We start from the raw sequence: 22,755 nt of genomic DNA, 5'->3' as shown, positions 1-22,755 counted from the left end.
CGGCCTGGGCACGGGCCCTGGCCACGGCGATGCGGGCATCGCTTCCCGCGCTCGTCCTGGCCTCCACCGCCGCGCACGCGGACACGCTGCACCGCTTCGCGCTCATCGCGGGCAACGACACGGGTGGCGCGGATACGCGGCCCTTGAGCTACGCGCGCGACGATGCGCGCAAGATGCACGACCTGCTCACGCGGCTGGGCGGCGTGTCCCCGGCGGACGCGAAGCTCCTGCTGGACGACGATGCGAAGGACTTCCTCCTCGCCCTGTCGGACCTGGAGCAGCGGGCCCGCGCGGCCCAGGCTCGCGGCGAGCGCACCGCGCTGTTCGTCTATTACTCCGGCCACGCGAAGGACGGCGCGCTGCGGCTGGGCGACTCGCGGCTCGCCTTCGACGCGCTCAAGCGCCGGCTGGCTGATGCGCCGGTGGACATCCGCATCGCCATCCTCGACTCGTGCCGCTCCGGCGCGCTCACCCGCACCAAGGGCGCCCGCAAGGCCCCCGCCTTCGACGTGGAGTCCGGCGCCGCCCGCGATGCCCGGGGCGTCGTCATCCTCACCTCCAGCGCCGCGGACGAGGACTCCCAGGAATCCGACGCGCTGGGCGGCAGCTACTTCTCCCATCACCTGGCCAGCGGCCTCCTGGGAGACGCGGACCGCAGCGGCGACGGGCGCGTGACGCTCTTCGAAGCGTATTCGCACGCCTACGCCCGCACCGTCGCGGACACCGCCGACAGCAGCGCCGGCCCCCAGCACCCGACGTTCAGCTACGACCTGGCCGGCAACGGCGACCTGGTCCTCACCGACCTGCGCGCCAGCGCCGAAGGCCTGGTCGTCCCCGGCAACGCGCCCGCGGGCTCGTACTACTTCGTGGATCCGGCAGGCCTCGTGGTCGCGGAGCTGGACAAGGCCGTGGACGCCGAGCGCCGCGTGGCGCTGGCCCCCGGCACCTACCGCGTGAAGCGCCGCCTCAACGACCGGCTGCGCATCGGCGAGGTGGAGGTCGCGCGCGGACGGACCACCATCCTCCAGGAGCCGCGCTTCAAGGACGCGCCCTTCTCCGACGACCCGGTGAAGGGCGCCATGAGGGACCGGGGCGCCTGGTGGGCGTTCGGCCTCACCGGCGGCTTCCAGTCCTTCTTCGATGCCCAGACGCGCCAGTCCCTGTTCCTCTCCGTCCCGCTCTTCGGCGCGGAGGCCGAGCTGCACGACTACTTCCGCCGCGACTGGGTCTGGGGCTTCGACGCGGCGGTGGGCGGCACGAACAGCGTGCTCACGCTGTCCACGCTGGAGGGCCCGGCGTACCGCTACTCCGTGGTGAACGTGGGCACCAGCCTCACCGCCGAGTGGCCCGTGGGCCGCGTCGCTCCGTTCGTGGGCGTGCGCGTCGCGTACCTCATCATGGGCCGCAAGTTCGATGACGGAGCGTTCCCGGATCAGCGCTTCGCCATGGTGTCCCCGGGCCTCGCGACGGGCGCGCGCTTCCAGCTCACGCGCCACCTGAACCTCACCGCGCGCACCCGCCTGCAGTACCTCCAATACACCGTCGACGCGCAGCGCTCCCTGGGGTTCTGGGAGCTGGCCGCGCTCCTCACGTACCAGCCATGAGGGAGCCCGTGATGCGAAACCTGGCCCTGGCCCTCCCCTGCCTCCTCGCGGTCGCGTGCGGCGGAGACTTCTCCAACGACGACCTGGAGTTCCAGAACGCCCTGCCCCAGCGCGAGGACCTGGCCGCGAAGCTGCCGGACAGCGCCCGCGCCGGCCAGGGTCTGGGCACGCACGTCCAGCGGCTGAGCGCGTCGCAGGTGCTGGGCGGCACGTCGGAGCTCGCGCTCCAGGCCTATCAAGCAGGCACGCGGTTCAACACCAGCGTGGACCGCCTGCTCTCCCTGTTGGAGCTGGTCCGCGACGCGCGGCCCTCCACGCGCGAAACGGACCGGCGCATCTGGGGCCCCTTCCCCGCGAAGGACCACCCGGGCCAGGAGCTGCGCTTCGTGATGGAGCGCCAGGACGCGGACTTCGCCTACCTCCTCCAGTTCCGGCCCAAGGGCAGCGGCGAGGACGCGTGGTGGACCTACCTGCCCGGCGCCTTCAAGGCGGACGGCGGCATCCGCAAGGGCACGGGCACGCTCGCGCTGGACCTCAAGGAGGCCCGCGCGCACGGCCTGAAAACGGGCGACGCGATGGCCCTGGATCGGCTGGACATCGACTACCAGACGAAGGCGCTGCCCACGAGCGTGGAGCTGCTCTTCACCGCCGCGGGCGCCGCCACCCCGGACACGCGCTATGCGTCGCGTCAGACGCCAGAGGGGCTGGGGGAGATGGCGTTCCGGCTGCCGGGGGTGGACTTCGTGCCCGGCAACCTCACGGAGACGCTGGACATCGTGGCGCGCTGGACGCCGGATGGCCGGGGCGTGCTGGTGCTCAACATCCTGGCCGGGGACGCGAAGGGCGCGCAGTACACGGAGTGCTGGGACGCCGGGACGCGCATCACCTTCATGCAGCGCAACTGGGACTTCCTCAACCCCACCGAGGGCAACCGCAGCACCTGTCCGGACGTGTCCGCGCTGGACCTGGTGCCCTGAAGAAGCCGCCAGAACCCAGGGCCGGACAGCAGCCGGGCGGACAGTCCCTGCCCCGAGGAAGGTGACGCGCGGGGTGGATTCTCTATGCTGGCGGCTGTTTCCCGCGCCCCCCATGCCCAACTCCTCGCTTCTTACCGTCTTGAAGAGCCGGCGTATCTGGCTCCTGATGGCCGTCGGCTTCGCGTCCGGCCTCCCCCTGTGGCTGACCGGCGTCACGCTGTCCGCGTGGATGAAGAACGAGGGGGTCAACCTCAAGACGATTGGCATCTTCAGCCTGGTGGCGCTGCCCTACACCTTCAAGGTGCTGTGGGCGCCGCTGATGGACCGCTACACCCTGCCCTTCCTGGGCCGGCGGCGCGGCTGGATGCTGCTCACGCAGGTGCTGCTCATGGGCGCCATCTCCGCCATGGGCCTGGTGAACCCGAAGGACGCGCCCCTGGCCATGGCCTGCATGGCGGTGGTGGTGACGTTCCTGTCCGCCAGCCAGGACATCGTCGCGGACGCGTGGCGCACGGACATCCTCCCCATGGAGGAGCGCGGTCTGGGCAATTCGATGTACGTCACCGGCTACCGGCTGGGCATGCTGGTGGCGGGCGGGCTCGCGTTCATCCTGTCGGACCACCTGGGCTGGTCCCACACGTACTACGTGATGGGCCTGCTCATGGGCGTGGGCGTGGTGGCCACGCTGCTGGCGCCGGAGCCCGAGAGCGTGCGGCCTCCGCGCAACCTGGTGGATGCCGTGGTGCGGCCCTTCGTGGACTACTTCCGCCGCAAGTACGCCCTTGGCGTGCTGGCGTTCCTGGTGCTCTACAAGCTGGGGGATGGCATCGCCGCCAGCATGGTGACGCCCTTCTACATCGAGCTGGGTTTCTCCAACACGGAGATTGGCGCGCTCAGCAAGACGCTGGGCATGGTGGCCACCATCTGCGGAGGCCTGCTGGGCGGCGTGATGATGGTGAAGCTCAGCATGCGCCGCGCGCTGTTCATCTTCGGCGCCGCGCAGGGCATCACCAACCTGGCCTTCATGGCCCTGGCGATGGTGGGCAAGAACGACCTGATGCTCGCGGGCACCATCGCCGTGGACAACGTGTGCACGGGCCTGGGCGTCACCGCGTTCGCGGCCTTCGTGATGTCGCTGTGCCACAAGAGCTTCAGCGCCACGCAGTACGCGCTCCTGTCCGCGCTGGGCACCATCGCCAACCGGCTCATCGGCTCCGTGTCCGGCTACCTGGCCGAGTGGATGGGCTGGCCCACCTTCTTCGCCTTCACCGCCGCGGCGGCCATCCCCGCGCTGGTGCTGCTGGTGTTCCTGCCGGAGCACGCCGCCCAGCCCCAGGAGGACGAGCCCCCCGCGCCCGAGGCCGTCCCGCCCGCGTCCTCCGCGGCCTCCGTCGCCGTGGCGCGCTGACGGCTTCCGGACACGCGCCCCCGTCCTGATTGTCCGCGCCCCGCCCGCTACTGGACGGAGCGCGTCAAGACGGGTGCGGCGCGCGACAGGGCCCGTGACTTCGGTTCCCCTCGGAATGCGCGCACGGCTAGGGTGGCTCTGTCATGGCACACCCTTCCGCTGGCAAGCCCCTTTCGCGCGACCTGCTGATCAACCCTGACGAGCTGCGCGCGCAGTACTACGACGACACGCCCGACGCGTCCGTGGCCGAGCAGCGCGTGGCCTTTGGCACCTCCGGTCACCGGGGGAGCGCCGCGCGCCGCAGCTTCAACGAGGCGCACATCCTCGCGGTGGCGCAAGCCCTGTGCGAGTACCGCAAGCAGCAGGGCTATGACGGCCCGCTCTTCCTGGGCATGGACACGCACGCGCTCTCCGAGCCTGCTCAGCGCACCACGCTGGAAGTGCTCGCCGCGCACGGCGTGGAGGTCCGCTACACGGACGGCGCCACGCCCACGCCGGTCATCTCCCACGCCATCCTCACGTACAACCGGGGCCGCACGAGCGGGCTCGCGGACGGCATCGTCATCACCCCGTCCCACAACCCGCCGGAGGACGGCGGCATCAAGTACAACCCGCCCAACGGCGGCCCCGCCGACACGAACGTCACCTCCATCGTGGAGAAGCGCGCCAACGAGCTGATGGCCGCGGGCAACAAGGGCGTGCAGCGCGTCCCCTATGAGAAGGCGCGCTCCAGCGCCACGGTGAAGCCCTACGACTTCATCACGCCGTATGTCGCGGACCTGGTGAACGTGGTGGACCTGGACGTCATCCGGGGCGCGAAGCTGAAGCTGGGCGCGGATCCGCTGGGCGGCTCCAACCTGGCCTACTGGGCGCCGCTCGCGCAGAAGTACGGCCTGGACCTCACGGTGGTGAACCCCACCGTGGACCCCACCTTCGGCTTCATGCCCGCGGACCATGACGGGAAGATCCGCATGGACTGCTCGTCGCCGTACGCGATGGCGAACCTGGTGAAGTTGAAGGACCAGTACGCGCTCGCGTTCGGCAACGACACGGACTCCGACCGCCACGGCATCGTCACCCGCAGCATGGGGCTGATGAACCCGAACCACTACCTGGCCGTCGCCATCCACTACCTCTTCCGCAACCGGCCGGGCTGGAAGGCGGACGCGGCGGTGGGCAAGACGCTGGTGAGCAGCAGCCTCATCGACCGCGTGGGCAAGGACCTGGGCCGCCGCGTGGTGGAGGTGCCCGTGGGCTTCAAGTGGTTCGTGGACGGCCTCCTGGACGGCTCGCTGGGCTTCGGCGGCGAGGAGTCCGCGGGCGCGTCCTTCCTGCGCAAGGACGGCACCGTGTGGACCACGGACAAGGACGGCATCATCCTGGACCTGCTCGCGGCGGAGATCCTGGCGCGCACCGGCAAGGACCCCGGAGAGCACTATCAAGAACTGACGAAGAAGTTCGGCGCGCCGCTGTACACGCGCATTGATCAGCCGGCCACGTCCGCGCAGAAGGCCGCGCTGAAGAAGCTGTCGCCGGAGGCGGTGAAGGCCACGTCGCTGGCCGGCGAGCCCATCCTCCAGCGCCTCACGCGCGCGCCGGGCAACAACGCGGACCTGGGCGGCCTCAAGGTGACGACGGAGAACGGCTGGTTCGCCGCGCGTCCGTCCGGCACGGAGGACGTGTACAAGATCTACGCGGAGAGCTTCCGCGACCAGGCGCACCTGGACACCATCGTCCAGGAAGCGCGCGCCATCGTCGGTGAGGCGTTCGCCGGAAAGTAGGCGTGGACGCGGGCGCCTCGCGCGGGGTTCGATGCCGCGCGAGGAGCTCCGCCGTCCATGGACGTCAAAACCATCCTGCAGTACGTGCTCGCGCTGTTCATGGTCGCCGCGGGGGTGAACCACTTCCTCAAGCCCCGCATGTACATGCGCATCATGCCGCCGTACCTCCCGTGGCACCGGGAGCTGGTGCTCCTGAGCGGCGTGGCGGAGGTGCTGCTGGGCATCTTCCTGCTGGTGCCCGCCACCACGCGGCTCGCGGCCTGGGGACTCGGCGCGCTGCTCGTGGCGGTGTTCCCCGCGAACATCCACATGGCCCGGCACCCGGAGCAGTTCCGCAAGATTCCCCGGCAGCTGCTCTGGGCGCGCCTGCCGCTGCAGGTGGTGCTCATCGCATGGGCGCTCTGGTACGCCTGAGCCGCGTCAGCGCCACAGCGGCGCGTGGTCCTCGATGTACTGGCGCACCGTGCGCGTGGGACGTCCCAGCAGGTTCGTGAGCGTGGGGTCCACCTGCTCCGCCTTCCCGAAGCGCAGCCCCACGTGCATCAGCGTCTGCAGGCCCGATTGGCCCCATGACAGCCGGCGCTGGTGCAGGTGGCGCAAGTAGCCGGGCACCGATGCGGGCACGTAGCGGATGGGCCGCCCCAGCACCTCCGACAACACGGACGCCACCTCATCGAACGTTACCGCCTCCTGCCCGGTGAGCGTGAAGGCGCGGTTGCGAAGGGACGTGTCCAGGAGCGCCCGCGCCGCCACCTCGCCCACGTCGCGCACGTCCACGAAGGCCACCCGGCCGTGCCCCGCCGGCATGTAGAGCCGGCCGTCCTGGCGGATGTCCTCCCGGTACGCGTCGCCCAGGTTCTGCGCGAAGAACGCCGGGCGCAGCAGCGTCCAGCCCACGGTGGAGTGCATCAGGTGCGCCTCCACGGCGTGGTGCGGGGCCCACGCGCTCTTCTCCGCGCCCGCCATGGACAGGAACACCACCTGCTTCACGCCCTGCGTGGCGGCCGCGTCGATGAACGCGTTGAGCGCCCCTTCCGCGTGCGCGATGGCCGGCGGCCGCATCAGGAACACACTCCGCACGCCCTCCAGCGCGGGGAGGAACGTCTCCGGCCGCAGGAAGTCCAGCGGCGCCGGCATCACGTCCCCGTCCATCTCCTTGAGCAGCGACACCGTGTGCTCCGGCGACTTCACCGCCGCGCGCACCGCCACGCCTTCGGCCAGGAGCGCGCGCACCACCGCCCGCCCCACGTTGCCCGTGGGCCCCGTGACGAGCACCGGCCCGCTCACCACGGCCGCGCCTCCGCTGCTTCCGAGACCATGCGAAAAGCCTCCGATGGGAGGGCGGGGAGGGGGCGATTCCGACCCACCCTGGCGTCCCATTCCCTACTCGGAGAAACGCACCCCTCCGGATCCGTTGAGGCCCGTGGCTCTCAAATTCCGGAGGGTGAGAAGAGAGCGTGCGCCAACCAACATCCGGACGCCAGCAGGGTCGGCTGGCGGGCAATCGCTGGCGGCTCCCGGCGGCACTCCCGGTGGAGCCTCCGCCCCGCCATCCTTCCTTGACTGATCCGGACCCGCTCTTTAGGTTGAGAGGCTTCCACCGGCTCGGATCCGAGCCAAGAAGGATGTTCCATGGCCCGCGTTACCGTTGAAGACTGCCTTCCCTACGTGGACAACCGGTTCGCGCTGGTGCTCCTGGGCGCCAAGCGCGCGCGCCAGCTGATGGCCGGCGCCCGGCCCATCATCGAGACCTCGAAGAACAAGCCGCCCGTGCTCGCCCTGCGCGAGGTCGCCACCCAGCGCGTGAAGTTCGACCGCGACGTGCGCGAGGCGCTGTCCGGCAAGTACGTGGGCGAGGAAGCCAAGAAGTAGCTTCGCGTCCTACCCCGGCTCCTTCCCCTCCACGGGGGAAGGAGTCCCGGACGCCAGGCCCTGGGCGCGCATCCACCGCAGCGCCCGGCCGGCGACGGCCTTCTCACCCTTGTAGCCCAGCGCCGGAATCAGCCCCTCGAGCGGCATCCAGCGCACCTCGTCCACCTCCACGCGCGGCCCCGGCAGCGGCCCCAGCTCTCCCGCCTCGTAGCGGAAGAGGAAGAAGTGGACGCGCTTGAAGATGCGCTGCCCCCGGAACTGGTAGACGTAGCGGATCTCCCCCAGCGGCGCGAGCAGCGCCACGCCGGAGAGCCCCGTCTCCTCCTTCACCTCGCGCCGCGCGGTCTGCTCCGGCGTCTCTCCCGGATCCACGTGCCCCTTGGGCAGCGCCCAGAGGTGGCGCCCGTGGGGACGGATGACGGCGACCTCCCAGGCCCCGTCCTGGAAGCGGATGACAATGCCTCCTGAGGACGCCTCGCGCGGCATGCCCCCACCCTACCCGATGCAGGCAGCGGCCGGGACCCTCAACCGCCGTGCGCGAAGTGGCGCAGCTTGGCCTCCGCTCCCAGCCGGTAGGCATAACGCAGGTCGCCGAGGAGCCGGTCCAACCGCCGTTCCAGGACGTGCGGCATGAGCCGCGCGCAGAAGCGCCGCGACAGCCGGTTCGCCTCCTCGTAGCGCCAGCGCTCCTCCACCGTCAGCAGGGGCTGGTAGGCCACGCGGTCGAAGAGGCGCCCCAACAGCTCCCGCGCCCACCCGGCCACGCCCTCGCCCCAGCGGTGCAGCAGGCACACGACGAACTTGTCCACCTCCGCCTGGGCCTCCAGCTCCAGCAGCGACACCGTGCGCTCGTAGTGCGCCGTGTGCGCGACGTAGAGGAAGTGGCTGACGCCCTCGGTCACCTGGCAGTAGCCGTCCAGGTCCCCCTCCAGCACGGAGGCCAGCGGGCTGGCCGAATAGCGCTCCATGCGCTCGCGCAAGCCGGGGTCCAGGTAGAGCGCCACCTCCAGCCCGCCCCGGGCCTCCAGGACGAGCAGCTCCTCCGGCGCGCGCCCGGTACCACCCAGGAGCGCGGCGACCTGCGCGTCCACCACCACGAAGGCCTCCGCGCGGGCCTCGCACCGGAAGCCGTAGATGGCCTCCAGGTGGGCCTGGAGGCGCCCCACGAGCGGGAAGTCCCCGGCGTCAGTTGGCAAGCGGCCCCTTGCGCGGGACCCAGCCCGCGTCCACCAGCACGCGCTCCAGCTTGTCGTCGCCCGTGCGCACCCAGGATTCGTAGACGCGCAGCGCGCCCGCGGGCCCCGCGCTCACCAGGCCGCGCGCGCTGATCTCCTCCAGCAGCTCCGCGAGCGAGCGGAACTTGTCGCACAGCTCCCGGTACACGCCGGTGAAGCCGCCCGCGGGCACCAGCTCCGCCACCTGCCCGTACGCGGCGCCGCCCATCTGGATGTAGTAGTCCGGGCCCACCATCCCCTGCTGCAGCGCGCCGGAGAAGAAGCCGACCTTGTAGAGCGACACGTCGCCCAGCCGCCGCAGCGTGCGGATGCGCTCCTCGCGCTCCTGCTGCAGCGCGCGGTGGTACAGCTCCGCCAGCGGCTCATGGTCGCGCCGGCCCTCCGCGTCACGGCTGAACAGCTTGTCCGTGGCCGCGAACTCCGCCAGCAGGTTCACCAGATAGAACTCGGTGGACTCGCCCAGCGCCACCCGCTGCCGGGCCGCGACCTCCAGAAGCAGTTCCCGGAAGAACTCCTTCAGCGAGGAAGAGGACGTCACCAGTCCGCTCATCGAGCACACCTCCCGGATGAAGCCTGGAAGGCCCCCGGCCCAGCGCCCGGAGCCACCAGGACACGCTCCACCAAGCGTAGTCACGTCCCCGGGCGCCGGCAAAACGCACCTGAGTCTTATCAAGGACTTACGCTGGCACTCGGCCCCGGCGAGTGCCAACGTCCGGACACCCGGCACGGCCTTCCGGGCAGGTGCGAGAGGCGGGAATGTTTTTCGGAAAAGCCCAATCAGGACGGGTATTTAGCGGCATCCGGACAGATGTCCCGACGTCGCTTGACGAGGTGAAGTCCCTGGTTATTATCCGCCGCGCCTGGGCGTTAGCACTCAGCGGGTGCGAGTGCCAACGCCGGGGCCCACAGGCCTTTTTTCAACAACCCCTGCGGCATCCCGGTCCGGACCTTCCGTCCGCCTCCGGCAGCCGCGATTCACAGGAGCAAGCCATGAAGATTCGTCCCCTGCAGGATCGGCTCATCATCAAGCGCGTCGCCGAGGAGAACAAGACCAAGGGTGGCCTCTTCATCCCCGACACGGCGAAGGAGAAGCCGCTCGAGGGCAAGGTCATCGCCGTCGGCAACGGCAAGGTGCTGGAGGACGGCAAGGTGCGCGCCATGGACATCAAGGCCGGCGACACCATCCTCTTCAGCAAGTACGCGGGCACGGAGATCAAGCTGGACGGCGAGGATCACCTGATCCTCCGCGAAGAGGACGTGCTGGGCATCATCGAGAAGTGAAGCCCGCCGTTCGTCTCCCCACTCCCAACTTCTAGAGGTTTCAGACCATGGCGAAAGACATCATTTTCGAAGTGCGCGCGCGTGACGCGATCCTGCGCGGCGTGAACATCCTGGCCGACGCGGTCAAGGTGACCCTGGGCCCCAAGGGCCGCAACGTCGTCATCGAGAAGAGCTTCGGCTCCCCCACCATCACGAAGGACGGCGTGACGGTGGCGAAGGAGATCGAGCTTGAGAACAAGTTCGAGAACATGGGCGCCCAGATGGTGAAGGAGGTCGCCTCCAAGACCTCCGACGTCGCCGGTGACGGCACCACGACGGCCACCGTGCTGGCGCAGGCCATCTTCCGCGAGGGCGCGAAGCTGGTCGCCGCGGGCCACAACCCGATGGACATCAAGCGCGGCATCGACAAGGCCGTGACCGCCATCACCGCCGAGCTGAAGACGCTGGCGAAGCCGACCAAGGGCAACAAGGAGATCGCCCAGGTCGGCACCATCTCCGCGAACGGTGACACCACCATCGGCCAGATCATCGCGGACGCGATGGAGAAGGTCGGCAAGGAGGGCGTCATCACGGTGGAAGAGGCCAAGGGCCTGGACACCACCCTGGACGTCGTGGAAGGCATGCAGTTCGACCGCGGCTACCTGTCCCCGTACTTCGTGACGGATCCGGAGCGCATGGAGGTCGTGCTGAACGACGCCCTCATCCTCATCCACGAGAAGAAGATCTCGTCGATGAAGGACCTGCTCCCCATCCTGGAGCAGGTGGCGCGCGCCGGTAAGCCCCTGCTGATCATCGCCGAGGAGGTGGAGGGCGAGGCCCTGGCCACCCTGGTGGTGAACAAGATCCGCGGCGTGCTGAACGTGGCGGCGGTGAAGGCGCCGGGCTTCGGCGACCGCCGCAAGGCCATGCTGGAGGACATCGCGGTCCTCACCGGCGGCCGGATGATCGCCGAGGACCTGGGCATCAAGCTGGACACGCTGACGCTCCAGGACCTGGGCCGCGCGAAGCGCATCACCATCGACAAGGACAACACCACGGTCGTCGACGGCGCTGGCAGCCAGACGGAGATCGAGGCGCGCGTGAAGCAGATCCGCGCCCAGGTGGAGGAGACCTCCAGCGACTACGACCGTGAGAAGCTCCAGGAGCGCCTCGCGAAGCTCGTGGGCGGCGTGGCCGTCATCAACGTGGGCGCCGCGACCGAGACGGAGATGAAGGAGAAGAAGGCCCGCGTGGAGGACGCGCTCAACGCGACCCGCGCGGCCGTGGAAGAGGGCGTCGTCCCCGGCGGCGGCGTGGCCTACATCCGCTGCCTCAAGGCCCTGGATGGCCTGAAGCTGGCCGACGGTGAGAAGTCCGGCGTGGACATCATCCGTCGCTCCGTCGAGGAGCCGCTGCGTCAGATCGTCGGCAACGGCGGCCTGGAGGGCAGCGTGGTGGTGAACAAGGTCAAGGAGGGCACGGGTGCCTTCGGCTTCAACGCCGCCACCGGCGCCTACGAGGACCTGCTGGCCGCGGGCGTCATCGACCCGGCCAAGGTGAGCCGCACCGCGCTGCAGAACGCGGCGTCGGTCGCCTCGCTGATGCTCACCACGGAGGCCATGGTCGCCGAGCGCCCGAAGGCGGACGACGACAAGGGCGCCGCCGGCGGTGGCATGGGCGGCATGGGCGGCATGGGCGGTATGGGCGGCATGGGCATGTAGTCGCCCCACCCTTCCCCGCTGTCACGGGGGATGGGACTTGACGGCCTCCGGCGCCCACCAGGGTCCCGGGGGCCGTCGTGTTTCAAGGGGCCAGGCGCGCGGCGGGCCCGTGGCCCTGCGCGCAACGGCCCCTTAGGTTTGGCATCAAGAGACCCGGAGGAAATCCATGAAGCCCGTGAAGATCTACACGACGACCTACTGTGGCTTTTGCGTGCGGGCGAAGGACCTGCTCAAGCGCAAGGGCGTGGCCTACGAAGAGGTGGACGTCACCGGGGACGACGACGCCCGCGCGAAGCTGGTGGAGATGAGCGGCGGTCAGCGCACCGTGCCGCAGATCTTCATCGGGGAGACGCACGTGGGCGGCTATTCCGACATGGCCGCGCTGGACCGCGAGGGCAAGCTGGACCCGATGCTCCAGGCTTGAGCAGCCAGGCGGCCGGGCCCCGTGCCCGGACGCCACCCGCGTCCCCAGTGCCTACTTTCTCCGTCAAGGCATTCACCCCTTTCACGGGAGGAACACCATGGCGGGCGGACAGGAAGTCACGGGGACCCGGGATGAGCACCACGACCTCATCAGCACGCTCTACCACCTGCTCAAGGGGGCGTCGGTGAGCGAGCAGTACCTGCGCGACGCGGAGGCCGCGGGCGACCAGGAGCTGGCGCAGCTCTTCCGCGACTGGCAGGACGAGCAGCGCAACCTGGCCGAGCGCGCCAAGAACCTGCTGGGCGCGCGCATGATGAACGCGCAGGCCGGCACGGGCCGCGCGGACACCTCCGGCAAGCTGCCGCTGCGCGAGGTGAAGAGCCCCACCAACGCGAGCGTGCGCTCGGGTGGAAACCCCAGCGACGACGAGGTGGACGAGCAGTCCAAGGAGTCGTTCCCCGCGAGCGACGCACCCTCGAAGTACTGAGCCCCGAACGAAGTCCGGAAGGCAGGCCCGACGTCCCTGGTAGGGGCGGACGGGCCCCTTCTGTCTTCATCTTCAACGGACGTTTCCGCGTCTACTTGTTCCGCTTGCCCCGTGTGTGCAGTCCCCCCTAAAGAGGCGGGATTGAGGGCGACGCGGGGTGTTTCTGCCCCCTACGCCCCGTTGCGACCAGGGGTCCGTGACCATGATTGACAGACCGGATGTCACCGAAACCGTCCACGCGGAGCGCGAGGCCCAGGCCACGCGCGTCCCCCTTCATGAGTGGACGGTGGAAGTGGTGGCCGGGCCGGACAAGGGCAAGAAGGTCACGACCCAGGACTCGCTGGTGCGCGTGGGCTCCGACGCCGCGGGTGACCTGGTGCTGAGCGACCCGACGGTGAGCCGCCGTCACCTGGAGGTGGAGCGGCTGCCGCAGGGGCTCCTGCTGCGCGACACCGGCAGCCGCAACGGCACGTTCCTGGACGGGCGCCGCATCCTGCAGGCCTTCGTCTCCAGCGGCGACAAGGTGGAGCTGGGCAAGACGAAGCTCGCCGTGAAGGTGGCCGCCCGCGCGACGGAGGTGGAGGTCGCTGGCGCGGAGTCCTTCGGGCAGCTCGTGGGCAGCTCGGAGAAGATGCGCTGGGTCTTCACGGAGCTGCGCCGGATTGCCCGTGAGGACATGAACCTGCTCGTCGAGGGTGAGACGGGCACGGGCAAGGAATTGGCCGCGCGCGCCGTGCACCAGCACTCGCTGCGCCGCCATGGCGCCTTCAAGGTCGTGGACTGCAACCTCATCTCCGAGGAGAAGGCGGAGCGCGAGCTGTTTGGCGGCCTGCGCGCCGGGGAGAACGAGGACAAGGGCGCGCGCGGCATCTTCGAGGCGGCGCGCGGCGGCACGCTCTTTTTGGACGAGGTGGGCGAGCTGCCCCTGTCCGTGCAGGGCAAGCTGTTGCGCGTGCTGGAGACGCGCGAGGTGCCGTCGCTGGACGGGCAGCCGGTGGCGGTGGACGTGCGCGTCATCGCCTCCACGCACCGCAACCTGGAGGAGGACGTGCGCCAGGGCCGCTTCCGCGCGGACCTGTACTTCCGGCTGGCGGTGGCGCGCGTGCGCCTGCCGCCCCTGCGCACCCGCCGCGATGACATCCCCTCGCTGTCGCAGGCCCTGTCGCGCGGCATGAAGGCCGCGCTGGAGCTGACGCCGCAGACGCTGGCCCTCTTCGAGGGCTACGACTGGCCGGGCAACGTGCGCGAGCTGCGCAACGTGCTGGAGCGCGGCGCGCTGATGCAGGAGACGGGCAACACCAGCTGGCTGGACTTCCTGGCCCACGCGCCCAAGCGCACGGAGGGCACGGAGCCCTCCACCAACGTGGCCGCCATCGTCACCGGCATGCCGTACCACGAAGCGAAGGACCGGGTGCTCGCGGACTTCGAGCGGCTGTACTTCGCGGAGGTCATGCGCGAGGTGTCCTTCGACATGAAGGCCGCGGAAGCGCGCACCGGCCTGTCCATGCAGAGCCTCTACCGCCTGTTGAAGAAGAACGGGCTCCGCCTCAAGGACCTCAAGAACGCCGAGGGCCTGGAGAAGTGAGCGCCCGACCGCAGTCCCCATCACCCCAACCGGGAGAAAGCCTCACCATGCTGAAGCGTCTCGCCGTCGCCAGCGTCATCCTCACCGCCGGCTGTGCCGGCCAGCAGAAGACCGAAGCCACCGAAGGTCAGAAGCAGATGACCAAGGAAGAGCGGCTGCGCATCACCAACCAGCCCCCGTTCGACCTGGCGACCTGCTTCCCGCACGAGCAGGAGCTGCCCTCCCCCGCCAACGAGGGTGTCCTCGTGGGCGCGCTCCTGAGCGTCCGTCCGGACGTGCTGGAGTGCCTGGTGGATCCGGCCAACCGCGGCCCCGCGGCCAGCACCAAGGTGATGGTGAAGTCCACCGTCAACGCCCAGGGCGCCACGCACACCGTCTCCGGCGACAACCTCACCCCGGCCGGCACGGCCTGCATCCAGAAGGTGCTGGACACGCACGTGAAGCCCGCGGCGCTGGCGGCGGACGCGAAGCCGGTGGAGGCGTCGTACGAGTACGACCACTCCAACGCGAACAACCCCTCCGTCACCATGGGCATCAACGAGGGCTCGGACTTCTCCGGCACGGTGCGCCTGGCGCAGAAGAACTGGTGTGAGTGCTTCGCCGGCTTCAAGGCGACCACGCCGCCGGTGCTGAGCTCCGACATCCACATCGTGAAGGGCCAGCCCAACCCGACGGAGGTCGTCTTCAAGCCCTCCGGCAGCACGGAAGGCGATCAGCTGGCGTCCTGCCTCCAGGCGAAGGTCGCCGCGATGCCGGCGACGACGTCCGGTGAGCTGAAGTTCCCGTACCGCTTCGTGTTCTTCAACTCGCAGGCGCCGGTGGAGTCCTCCGCGAGCATGCCGCCGGAGCTGCGCTTCTTCCAGCTGGAGCTGGCGCGCACCCAGACGGCCGCCGCGTCCGCCATCGCCTTCGGCGCGCGCACCAACGCGGCGGACACGTATGACGCCGTCGTGCAGAAGTACACCAAGACGAAGGACTACAAGCTCTTCGACGAGCTGTCCTCCAAGTGCCAGGCGCTGGTGGACTCGGCCACCAGGTGGGTGGACGCGCTCAAGGCGCAGGAGACGGTGGACCAGACGACCCTGAAGCTGGTGCAGGAGCTGAAGGCCCAGAAGGAAGACTGGGCCCCGGTGGAGACCGCCAGCCAGGAGGCCCTGGCCAACACCCAGAAGGACCTCTCCGCCGCCCAGCAGCGTCTGGCCGCGGACCAGGGCGCCTGCCCCAAGAAGAGCTACGGCCCGGCGAAGAAGAAGTAGTCAGTCGTCCTTCGGCTTTAAAGCCGCTGAAATGACAACGGGCGCTCCGGGGAACATCCCGGGGCGCCCGTCTTCGTTCCAGCAACCGGCCCTGCCCCGCGCCTTACGACGCGGCGGGGACCTTGTCGTCGTTGTGCGCGGAGGCCTCGCGCATCTTCACGCTGACCAGCTTGGAGATGCCGGGCTCCTCCATGGTGACGCCGTAGAGCGTGTCGGCGATCTCCATGGTGCGCTTGTTGTGGGTGATGAGGATGAACTGCGACTGGCGGCTCATCTCCTTCACCATGTCGTTGTAGCGGCCCACGTTGCCCTCATCCAGCGGGGCGTCGACCTCGTCCAGGAGGCAGAAGGGGGTGGGTTTGATCAGGAAGATGCCGAAGATGAGCGCCACGGCGGTGAGGGCCTTCTCGCCACCGGACAGCAGGTTGACGCTCTGGAGCTTCTTGCCGGGCGGCTGGGCGACGATTTCGACGCCCGGCTCACCGTTGGGGCCCTCCTGCGTGAGGATGAGGCTGGCGCGGCCACCGCCGAACAGGCGCGGGAAGATGGCCTGGAACTTGTCGTTCACCACGTCGAAGGTCTGCTTGAAGCGCTCGCGGCTCGTCGCGTCGATGCGGACGATGGCTTCCTTCAGCTGGCTGATGGACGCCGTGAGGTCCTGACGCTGGGCGGAGAGGAACTCGAAGCGCTTGGACAGCTCCGCGTGCTCGTCGATGGCGGTGAGGTTGATCTCCCCCATCTTCTCCACCTGCGCGCGCAGGTCCTTGAGCTCGCTCTCCACTTCCGGAGAGAGCGGCGCCAGCAGGTGGTAGTTGTGCAGCTCCGCGGACAGCTCCAGCTGGTAGCGCTCACGGATGCCGGCGGCCAGGTGCTCCAGCTCCAGGCCAATCTCCTTCTCGCGCAGGGTGATCTGCGACAGGCCCTGCATGAGCTCGTCCAGGCGGCCGCGCAGCTCGCGGAAGGCGATGTCCTGCTCACGGACTTCGGTGGTGGCGGTGGTGTGCGCGGTGCGGCGGGCCTCCAGGGCCTCGGCGGCCACGCGGTGCTCCTCCGCCCGCTGGTCCTTGGTGGACTCCAGCTCCGCGAGCCGGGCCTGGAGCTGCCCCACCTTGGCGCGGCCTTCCGTCACGGTGTTCTGCAGGCGGCTGACGCGCGCCTCCATGTCCCGGCGCTGCGCCACCAGGCTCTCCAGCTCCTTGCGGGCGGACTCGCCGCGCTCGCTGCCGGCGGCCACCTTCACGCGCAGGCCCATCAGGTCCGCGGACGCGGCGTCCGCGCGCTGGCGCAGGCCCTCCAGCTCCCCGGCGTACTGGCGCACGCGCTCCTCGCGCGCCTCGCGGTCCGCCTGGCCGTGGGCCACCTCACCCCGGCTGGACTCCTCCTCGTTGGCGAGCGCGGTGTGGCTCTGGGACAGCTGCCCCTCCTCGCCCTCCAGCGAGCGCAGCCGCTCGCGCACGCGGGCCAGGTCCTCGCTCGCCTTGTGGAGGTCCTTCTCCTGGCTGGCCAGGTTGACCTCCTCCGCGTGCTGCTCCTTGCCCAGGCCCTTGAGGACGGCCTCCGCCTGCCCCATCTGCTTCTGGAGCGTGTAGTGGCGGGTCAGGATTTCGTTGTAGCGCTCCTCCACCCGGGCCACTTCCGCGGCCAGCTCCGCGATCTCGCGCTTCTTCTGGAGCGCGCCCACCGCCGCGCCCTCGCGCTCGCCGCCGGTGATGGAGCCGTCCGCGCGGAACACCTCACCGTCCAGCGTGACGAGCGTCACGGGCGTGGCGGTGCCCTCCGCGTACTCGCGCGCGGCGGCCAGGTCCTGGACGATGACCACGTCACCCAAGAGCAGCTTGAGCACGGGCTCCAGCGCGGGCTCGCAGGACACTTCCTTGAGCGCGTGCGCCAGCACGCCCGGGCGCGACAGGTCCGGCTCCACGAAGGTCCGGGTGTCCGAGGGCACCGGCAGGAAGGTGCCGCGCCCTTCCGCGTGGCCCTTCAGGTACTCCACCAGCTCCACGCCCTTCTCGGGGCTGTCCACGATGACGTGCTGGAGCCGCTCGCCCAGGGCGGCCTCCACCGCGCGCTCGTAGCGGGCGTTGGTCACCGTGAGGACGTCCGCCACCAGACCGAAGATGCCCTGCTCGCGGGCCGCTTCCGCCGCGCGCACCATGACGGCGCGCACGCCCCGGTCGAAGCCGTCGTAGTTCTTCTGGATGTCCTCCAGGGAGGACAGGCGGCTGCGCTTGTCGCTCAGCTCCTCGCGCAGCGCGATGACCTGGACCTCGTTCTCCGTGAACGCCTCGCGCGTGCGGGTGAGGGCCTCCTCCTCCTGGCCCCGGCGCTCGGCCAGTTCCGACGCCAGGTGGCGCGTGTCCTCCACGTGACGGGCCGCCTGGGTGCGAACGGTGTCCAGCTCCTGCTCCTGGGCGCGCAGGGCCTCCAGCTCACCGGCCAGCTTCGCGCGGCGGGCCTCCAGATCCGCGCGCTGGCGCGCGAGGTTGGTCAGGTTGCTCTCGTGGTTCGCCAGGCGCGTGGCCACGGCGACCAGGCCCGCCCGCTCCTGCTCCAGGCGCAGGGAGATTTCCGTCTGGAGCACGGAGACGCGGCGCTGTTCCTCCAGCGCCACCTGCATGGCCACTTCGTCTTCCTTGTACGAGCCGGCGATGCCCGACAGCTCCGCCTCGCGGGCCGTCATGGTCTGCACGACTTCCGCCTGCCGCGCGAGCAGCGCGTCCAGCTCCGCCTGCGCGGACGCCACGCGCGTGCCGGTCTCCTCGAAGTCGCGGCGGCCGTAGGACAGCTCCTGCGCCTCGCGCTGCAGGGCGCTCTCCAGCGCGTGCACCTCACCGGCGTACTGCTGGAGGGCCGCGCCTTCCGCGTCCAGCTCCGCGCGGCGCCGGGTGATGACCTCCTCCAGCTCCTTGACCTTGTCCAGGCCCTCGCGCTCCTCGCCGCCCAGGTTCTCCAGGCGCGACTGGAGCACGCGCTTCTCCGCCATCAGCTCCAGCGAGCGGTGGCTGGCGGAGTGCAGGTCAATCTCCCGCATGCGCGCCTTGAGCTTGCGGTACTTCTCCGCCTTCTTCGCCTGGCGCGACAGCGTGTCGAGCCGCTTCTCCAGCTCGCCGGTGATGTCGTTGACGCGCAGGAGGTTGGCCTCGGTGGCCTCCATCTTGCGCTCGGCGGCCTTGCGGCGGGCCTTGTACTTGGTGACGCCCGCGGCCTCTTCCAGCAGGTGCCGGCGGTCCTCCGGCTTGCTGGAGACGATGAGGCCCACGCGGCCCTGCTCGATGATGGAGTAGGCCTTGGTGCCCACGCCCGTGCCGAGGAACAGCTCCGTGATGTCCAGCAGGCGGCAGACGGTCTTGTTGATGAGGTACTCGGAGTCGCCGTTGCGGAAGAGGCGGCGCGTCACGGTGATTTCGCTGAAGCCCTGGTACTGGGGCGCCAGCGTGTCCGTGTCATCCACGAGGAAGGTGAGCGACACCTCCGCCATGGACAGGGGCGGCTTGTTCTCCGAGCCGTTGAAGATGACGTCTTCCATGCCGCGGCCGCGCAGGTTCTTCGCGCTCTGCTCGCCCATCACCCAGCGGATGGCGTCCACGACGTTGGATTTGCCACACCCGTTGGGGCCGACGACGCCCGTGACGCCTTCGTCGAAGGAGAAGACGCTCCGCTCCATGAACGACTTGAAGCCGGTGATGTCCAGGCGCTTGATTCGCATGCCAGCGGTTCTCCCTACGGCCGTCGGTGTGACGGGGTGAAAACGCGCGCGAGGCCGAAAATTCGGCTCCGCAGCGTCCGGCAGGAGTACCAACGCACCCCACCGCGGATCAAGCGTGACCATGCCACGCATGACCCTATGTCTAGTGCTACAGGCCGGTAGGTGAGCGAGCTTGCGTCACCCTTGCAAAGCAGCCGGCCCACCCTACCTTCCTCTTGATCTTTCTGGAGGCGTCCTACGTTTCAGCCCTTGCTTGCCATGTCGCTCCTCGTGGGCGCTTCCCCGACGTCACAGGTAGCACCCCGGTCTGACATGGTCGCGGCGGCGGCGCCGTCCCCCTGTCCGAACCCCTGGTTCCCCATGGAGGAGGGCCTGTCGCTGACCTACCGGGCGGGCCGCTCGTCGGAGCTGGTGCTGGCGACGAAGGACGTCGCGCCCGCCCCGGACGGGACGGTGAAGGCCACGCTGGCGGTGAGCCTCAAGGGGCGCAGCGGCCAGACGGACCTGACCTGTGACGCGAACGGTGTCCGCACGGGCCTGGGCGGCCTGGAGGGCACGCTGCTGTCCGCGTCCGGCATGGACGTGCAGGTGGTCAACGCGGAGGGCGCGGCCGTGCCGGCGCCGTCCGTGATGGTCCCCGGAGGCACCTGGAAGAACAGCCTGTCCGTGAAGCTCCAGCCGCCGGCCAAGAAGGGCGGCCTGCGCCCCACCATCGCCACGACCTTCGACAAGGAGGCCACGGTGGTGGGCGAGGAGGAGATCACCGTCGCCGCGGGCACCTTCAAGGCGCTGAAGATCAAGAACATCACCACGGCCCGCGCCAGCCGCCCCGGCGCGGAGGGGCGCTCCATGGAGAGCTTCATGTGGTTCGCGCCGGACGTGGGCATCGTGAAGCTGACCACGGACGGGGAGACCCACCTGGAGCTGCTCAAGGTGGACCGCCCCAACGCCAAGGTGAAGCCGGCGTCCATCCAGGGCGGCGCGAAGAAGAAGGCCGTGAAGCCCACCAAGAGCTAACGCTTCACCCCGTCTCACCGGACGGCGCGGGCGGCTCCGAGGGGCGCCCGCCGCCGTCCTTGGTTCCATCCTTGGGCAGCGCCGTGGGGCGCGACTGCGGCTCCACCGTGACGCGCACCACGCGGGGGCCGTCCACCTCCTCCACGAGGATGCGCCACATGTCGAGCTTGAGGCTGTCGCCCTGCTCCGGCACCCGGCCCAGCTTCGTCATCAGGAAGCCGGCGATGGTGGTGACCTCGCCCTTCTCGTCGTCGCTCAGCTCGAAGGTGACGTCCAGCTGGGCCTCCAGGTCGTCCAGCTGCGCGGTGCCGGGCAGCTCGAAGCGGCCTCCGGGCAGCGCACGAACCTCCTCCACGCGCCGGCCCAGCTCCGCCACGTCGCCCACCACCTCCGCCACCACGTCCGCGATGGTGACCAGGCCGGACGTGCCGCCGTGCTCGTCCACCACCATGGCGATCTGCCGGCGCCGGCGGCGGAACTCCGCGAGCAGCTGCTCCAGCGTCGCGTTCTCCGGGATGAAGAGCACCGGGCGCTGCACCTGGGACAGGCTGCGCAATTCGCCGCGCGACAGGAGGAAGAACAGGTCCTTCACGTTCACCACGCCCTCGAGCTCGTCGAGGTTGCCCCGGCACACCGGCAGCCACGTGTGCCCGGACGCGCGAGCGTCGATGACGTTCTTGTCGAGCGGCTCCTCCACGTCCAGGTAGCGCATCTGGTTGCGAGGCACCATCACCTGCCGCGCCGTCTTCTGCGCCATCTCCAGCGCGCGCTCCAACAGCTCCGCGCGCGCCGTGGTGATGGCGCCCGCCTGCGCGGAGCTGTGCAGGATGACGCGCAGCTCTTCTTCATTCGTGGCCTCGTGCGACTCGCTGGCGGAGTGCAGGCCGAAGGCCTTGAGCACCAGCGACGCCAGCCAGTTGAGCAGCCGGATGGCCGGGTAGAAGAGGAAGTAGAACGCGCGCATGGGCAGCGCCACCGCGAGCGTCGTCTGCTCCGCGCGCTGGATGGCGACGCTCTTGGGCGCCAGCTCCCCCATCACGATGTGCAGGAACGTGATGATGCTGAAGCCGACGATGCCCGCCGCCGTGGAGCCGTACTTCGCCGCCATCGCCTCCGGCAGCACCTTCTCCATCACCGGATGCAGCAGGTGTTCGAAGGCGGGCTCACCCAGCCAGCCCAGGCCCAGCGACGCGAGCGTGATGCCGAACTGCGTGGCGGACAGGTACGCGTCCAGCTCGCTGACCATCTTCAGGGCCGTGGACGCGCCGGGCGTGCCTTCGTCCACCAGGGACTGCAGGCGCGTGGCGCGGATCTTCACGATGGCGAACTCCGTCGCCACGAAGAAGCCGTTCGCGACGACCAGCAGCAGCGCCAGCCCCAGGAAAACCCATTCCATTGTGTGATTCCCTCAGAAGAGGGCTTCGAAGTCCGGATCGCCCTTGAGCACGTCGAACATGGGGTCCGCGGACAGCCACCCCAGGACCTTCTGCCGGTCCGACGCCAGCGCCTTCTGCAGGTACTGGACGGCGTCCTTCGGACGGCCCCACAGCGCGTACAGCGCCGCCAGGTTGTAGTTGAGCAGGAGGTCGTCCGGGTTGAGCGCCCGGGCGCGCTCGTAGGCGCGCTCCGCTTCCGCGTAGAAGCCCTTCTGCGCGTAGCAGATGCCCAGGTCCAGCTGCGCCTCGAAGTTGTCCGGCTCCAGCCGCACCACTTCCTTCAGCTGGGTGATGGAGGAGCGGTAGTCCCCCTCGTCCATCATCAGCGCCGCCAGCTCGTGCCGGGGGAAGGCGTCCTGCGGGTCCAGCTCGATGGCGGAGTGCAGCTCCCGCATCGCCTCCTCCACCCGCCCCTGGTCCGCGTAGGTGAGCCCCAGGTTGAGGTGGGCGTCCGGGTACTCCGGGTCCAGCTCGATGGCTTCCTTGTACTCCTCCACGGCCATCTCGCTGGCGTGGGTGGAGAGGAAGCAGGCCAGGTTGTAGTGCGCGGTGGCGCTCTCCGGCTCCAGCTTCAGCGCGGTGAGGTACTCGCCCAGCGCCTCGCGGAACTGCTTCTTCTCCGCGTAGACCGTGGCCAGGTTGTCGTGCGCGTGCGCCGACGTGGGGTCCAGGTCGATGGCCTTCCGGAACTCCTTGATGGCCTCGTCCAGCCAGCCCCGGTCCGCCAGCTCGATGCCGCGGGTGTTGTGCTCATCGGACAGAGCGATGTTGTCCTTTTCCCGGGCCATGGGCGCGCGGCAATCTACGCGTCGCGCGTTTCCCCGTGCAAGGTAGAGTTTCCCCTTGCCCATGCGCCACGCCGCCCTGCTGCTCCTGCTGTCGCTTTCCGCCTGCCATCCCCGCCCCGTGACGCCCGCCTCCCCTCCTCCGGGGCTGGAGCCCACGGCCACCACCGGCACCCGCCTCACGCTCTGGCACAACATCGA

At 69.6% G+C, this 22,755-nt stretch carries 20 protein-coding genes; 13 read left to right on the top strand and 7 right to left on the bottom strand.

From position 1 onward, the window contains the following. Nucleotides 1–29: 29 nt before the first annotated feature. The 5 genes from D7X96_RS28530 (at nucleotide 30) to D7X96_RS28510 (ending at nucleotide 6,184) form a co-directional block, all read left to right on the top strand. Entirely contained in the window at nucleotides 30–1,604 is a 1,575-nt protein-coding gene (locus tag D7X96_RS28530) for a caspase family protein (RefSeq protein ID WP_121771203.1), read from the top strand. An 11-nt stretch (nucleotides 1,605–1,615) separates the two neighbouring features. Then, nucleotides 1,616–2,581 (top strand): hypothetical protein, encoded by a 966-nt coding sequence (locus D7X96_RS28525; RefSeq protein WP_208647391.1) that lies wholly within the window; start codon nucleotides 1,616–1,618, stop codon nucleotides 2,579–2,581. 166 nt (nucleotides 2,582–2,747) lie between these two features. After that, nucleotides 2,748–3,989: an AmpG family muropeptide MFS transporter gene (locus D7X96_RS28520; RefSeq protein WP_244219756.1), complete on the top strand. Its 1,242-nt coding sequence runs from the start codon at nucleotides 2,748–2,750 to the stop codon at nucleotides 3,987–3,989. Nucleotides 3,990–4,132: 143 nt separating this feature from the next. Continuing rightward, nucleotides 4,133–5,770, top strand: a complete 1,638-nt coding sequence (gene pgm, locus D7X96_RS28515) for a phosphoglucomutase (alpha-D-glucose-1,6-bisphosphate-dependent) (protein WP_121771196.1) — start codon at nucleotides 4,133–4,135, stop codon at nucleotides 5,768–5,770. Between the two features lie 57 nt (nucleotides 5,771–5,827). Further along, nucleotides 5,828–6,184: a DoxX family protein gene (locus D7X96_RS28510; protein ID WP_121771195.1), complete on the top strand. Its 357-nt coding sequence runs from the start codon at nucleotides 5,828–5,830 to the stop codon at nucleotides 6,182–6,184. A gap of 6 nt (nucleotides 6,185–6,190) precedes the next feature. Here the strand turns inward: D7X96_RS28510 and D7X96_RS28505 are convergent, their stop codons facing one another. Continuing rightward, entirely contained in the window at nucleotides 6,191–7,060 is an 870-nt protein-coding gene (locus tag D7X96_RS28505) for an SDR family oxidoreductase (RefSeq protein ID WP_208647390.1), read from the bottom strand. Between the two features lie 342 nt (nucleotides 7,061–7,402). Between D7X96_RS28505 and rpoZ the strand changes: the two genes are divergently transcribed. Beyond that, nucleotides 7,403–7,642: a DNA-directed RNA polymerase subunit omega gene (rpoZ, locus tag D7X96_RS28500; RefSeq protein WP_014395366.1), complete on the top strand. Its 240-nt coding sequence runs from the start codon at nucleotides 7,403–7,405 to the stop codon at nucleotides 7,640–7,642. A 9-nt stretch (nucleotides 7,643–7,651) separates the two neighbouring features. On the opposite strand, the gene D7X96_RS28495 is transcribed toward rpoZ, so the two are convergent. Genes D7X96_RS28495 through D7X96_RS28485 form a run of 3 tightly spaced genes read right to left on the bottom strand, consistent with a single transcriptional unit; the run spans nucleotide 7,652 to nucleotide 9,427 of the window. Next, entirely contained in the window at nucleotides 7,652–8,128 is a 477-nt protein-coding gene (locus D7X96_RS28495) for an NUDIX hydrolase (protein ID WP_120552118.1), read from the bottom strand. Nucleotides 8,129–8,166: 38 nt separating this feature from the next. Next, the gene (locus tag D7X96_RS28490) at nucleotides 8,167–8,838 is read right to left on the bottom strand and encodes a hypothetical protein (protein ID WP_120552117.1); all 672 of its coding nucleotides are present in this window, start codon (nucleotides 8,836–8,838) and stop codon (nucleotides 8,167–8,169) included. After that, complete coding sequence (locus tag D7X96_RS28485; RefSeq protein ID WP_120552116.1) at nucleotides 8,828–9,427, bottom strand: hypothetical protein; 600 nt, start codon at nucleotides 9,425–9,427, stop codon at nucleotides 8,828–8,830. Before D7X96_RS28485 ends, D7X96_RS28490 begins: the two co-directional genes overlap by 11 nt. Before the next feature lie 440 nt (nucleotides 9,428–9,867). Between D7X96_RS28485 and groES the strand changes: the two genes are divergently transcribed. From groES to D7X96_RS28455, 6 genes are all read left to right on the top strand, one after another. Continuing rightward, nucleotides 9,868–10,158 carry a co-chaperone GroES gene (groES, locus tag D7X96_RS28480; RefSeq protein WP_014395362.1) on the top strand — a complete coding sequence of 97 codons (291 nt, stop codon included), beginning with the start codon at nucleotides 9,868–9,870 and terminating at the stop codon, nucleotides 10,156–10,158. 47 nt (nucleotides 10,159–10,205) lie between these two features. Next, the gene (groL, locus tag D7X96_RS28475; protein WP_120552115.1) at nucleotides 10,206–11,858 is read left to right on the top strand and encodes a chaperonin GroEL; all 1,653 of its coding nucleotides are present in this window, start codon (nucleotides 10,206–10,208) and stop codon (nucleotides 11,856–11,858) included. A 166-nt stretch (nucleotides 11,859–12,024) separates the two neighbouring features. Next, nucleotides 12,025–12,282, top strand: coding sequence for a glutaredoxin 3 (grxC, locus tag D7X96_RS28470; protein ID WP_120552114.1), 258 nt, complete (start codon nucleotides 12,025–12,027; stop codon nucleotides 12,280–12,282). Nucleotides 12,283–12,379: 97 nt separating this feature from the next. Then, nucleotides 12,380–12,769 (top strand): hypothetical protein, encoded by a 390-nt coding sequence (locus tag D7X96_RS28465; protein WP_121724124.1) that lies wholly within the window; start codon nucleotides 12,380–12,382, stop codon nucleotides 12,767–12,769. A 202-nt stretch (nucleotides 12,770–12,971) separates the two neighbouring features. Then, complete coding sequence (locus D7X96_RS28460) at nucleotides 12,972–14,354, top strand: FHA and sigma-54 interaction domain-containing protein (protein ID WP_120552112.1); 1,383 nt, start codon at nucleotides 12,972–12,974, stop codon at nucleotides 14,352–14,354. Nucleotides 14,355–14,401: 47 nt separating this feature from the next. After that, nucleotides 14,402–15,610 (top strand): hypothetical protein, encoded by a 1,209-nt coding sequence (locus D7X96_RS28455; protein WP_120552111.1) that lies wholly within the window; start codon nucleotides 14,402–14,404, stop codon nucleotides 15,608–15,610. Between the two features lie 103 nt (nucleotides 15,611–15,713). Here D7X96_RS28455 and smc read toward each other — a convergent pair whose 3' ends face one another. Then, entirely contained in the window at nucleotides 15,714–19,316 is a 3,603-nt protein-coding gene (gene smc / locus D7X96_RS28450) for a chromosome segregation protein SMC (RefSeq protein ID WP_121771194.1), read from the bottom strand. Between the two features lie 312 nt (nucleotides 19,317–19,628). Between smc and D7X96_RS28445 the strand changes: the two genes are divergently transcribed. Continuing rightward, nucleotides 19,629–20,333 carry a TapB family protein gene (locus D7X96_RS28445; RefSeq protein WP_120552109.1) on the top strand — a complete coding sequence of 235 codons (705 nt, stop codon included), beginning with the start codon at nucleotides 19,629–19,631 and terminating at the stop codon, nucleotides 20,331–20,333. Between the two features lie 4 nt (nucleotides 20,334–20,337). Here D7X96_RS28445 and D7X96_RS28440 read toward each other — a convergent pair whose 3' ends face one another. Together D7X96_RS28440 and D7X96_RS28435 are read right to left on the bottom strand one after the other, a co-directional pair. Beyond that, nucleotides 20,338–21,729 carry a hemolysin family protein gene (locus D7X96_RS28440; protein WP_120552108.1) on the bottom strand — a complete coding sequence of 464 codons (1,392 nt, stop codon included), beginning with the start codon at nucleotides 21,727–21,729 and terminating at the stop codon, nucleotides 20,338–20,340. Nucleotides 21,730–21,741: 12 nt separating this feature from the next. Continuing rightward, nucleotides 21,742–22,557 (bottom strand): tetratricopeptide repeat protein, encoded by an 816-nt coding sequence (locus tag D7X96_RS28435; RefSeq protein ID WP_120552107.1) that lies wholly within the window; start codon nucleotides 22,555–22,557, stop codon nucleotides 21,742–21,744. Nucleotides 22,558–22,755 lie beyond the last annotated feature (198 nt).

The sequence above is a fragment of the Corallococcus interemptor genome (assembly GCF_003668875.1).
Lineage (GTDB): Bacteria > Myxococcota > Myxococcia > Myxococcales > Myxococcaceae > Corallococcus > Corallococcus interemptor.
Note: the sequence above shows the minus strand (reverse complement) of the source record. Positions and strands in the feature narration are given on the sequence as shown.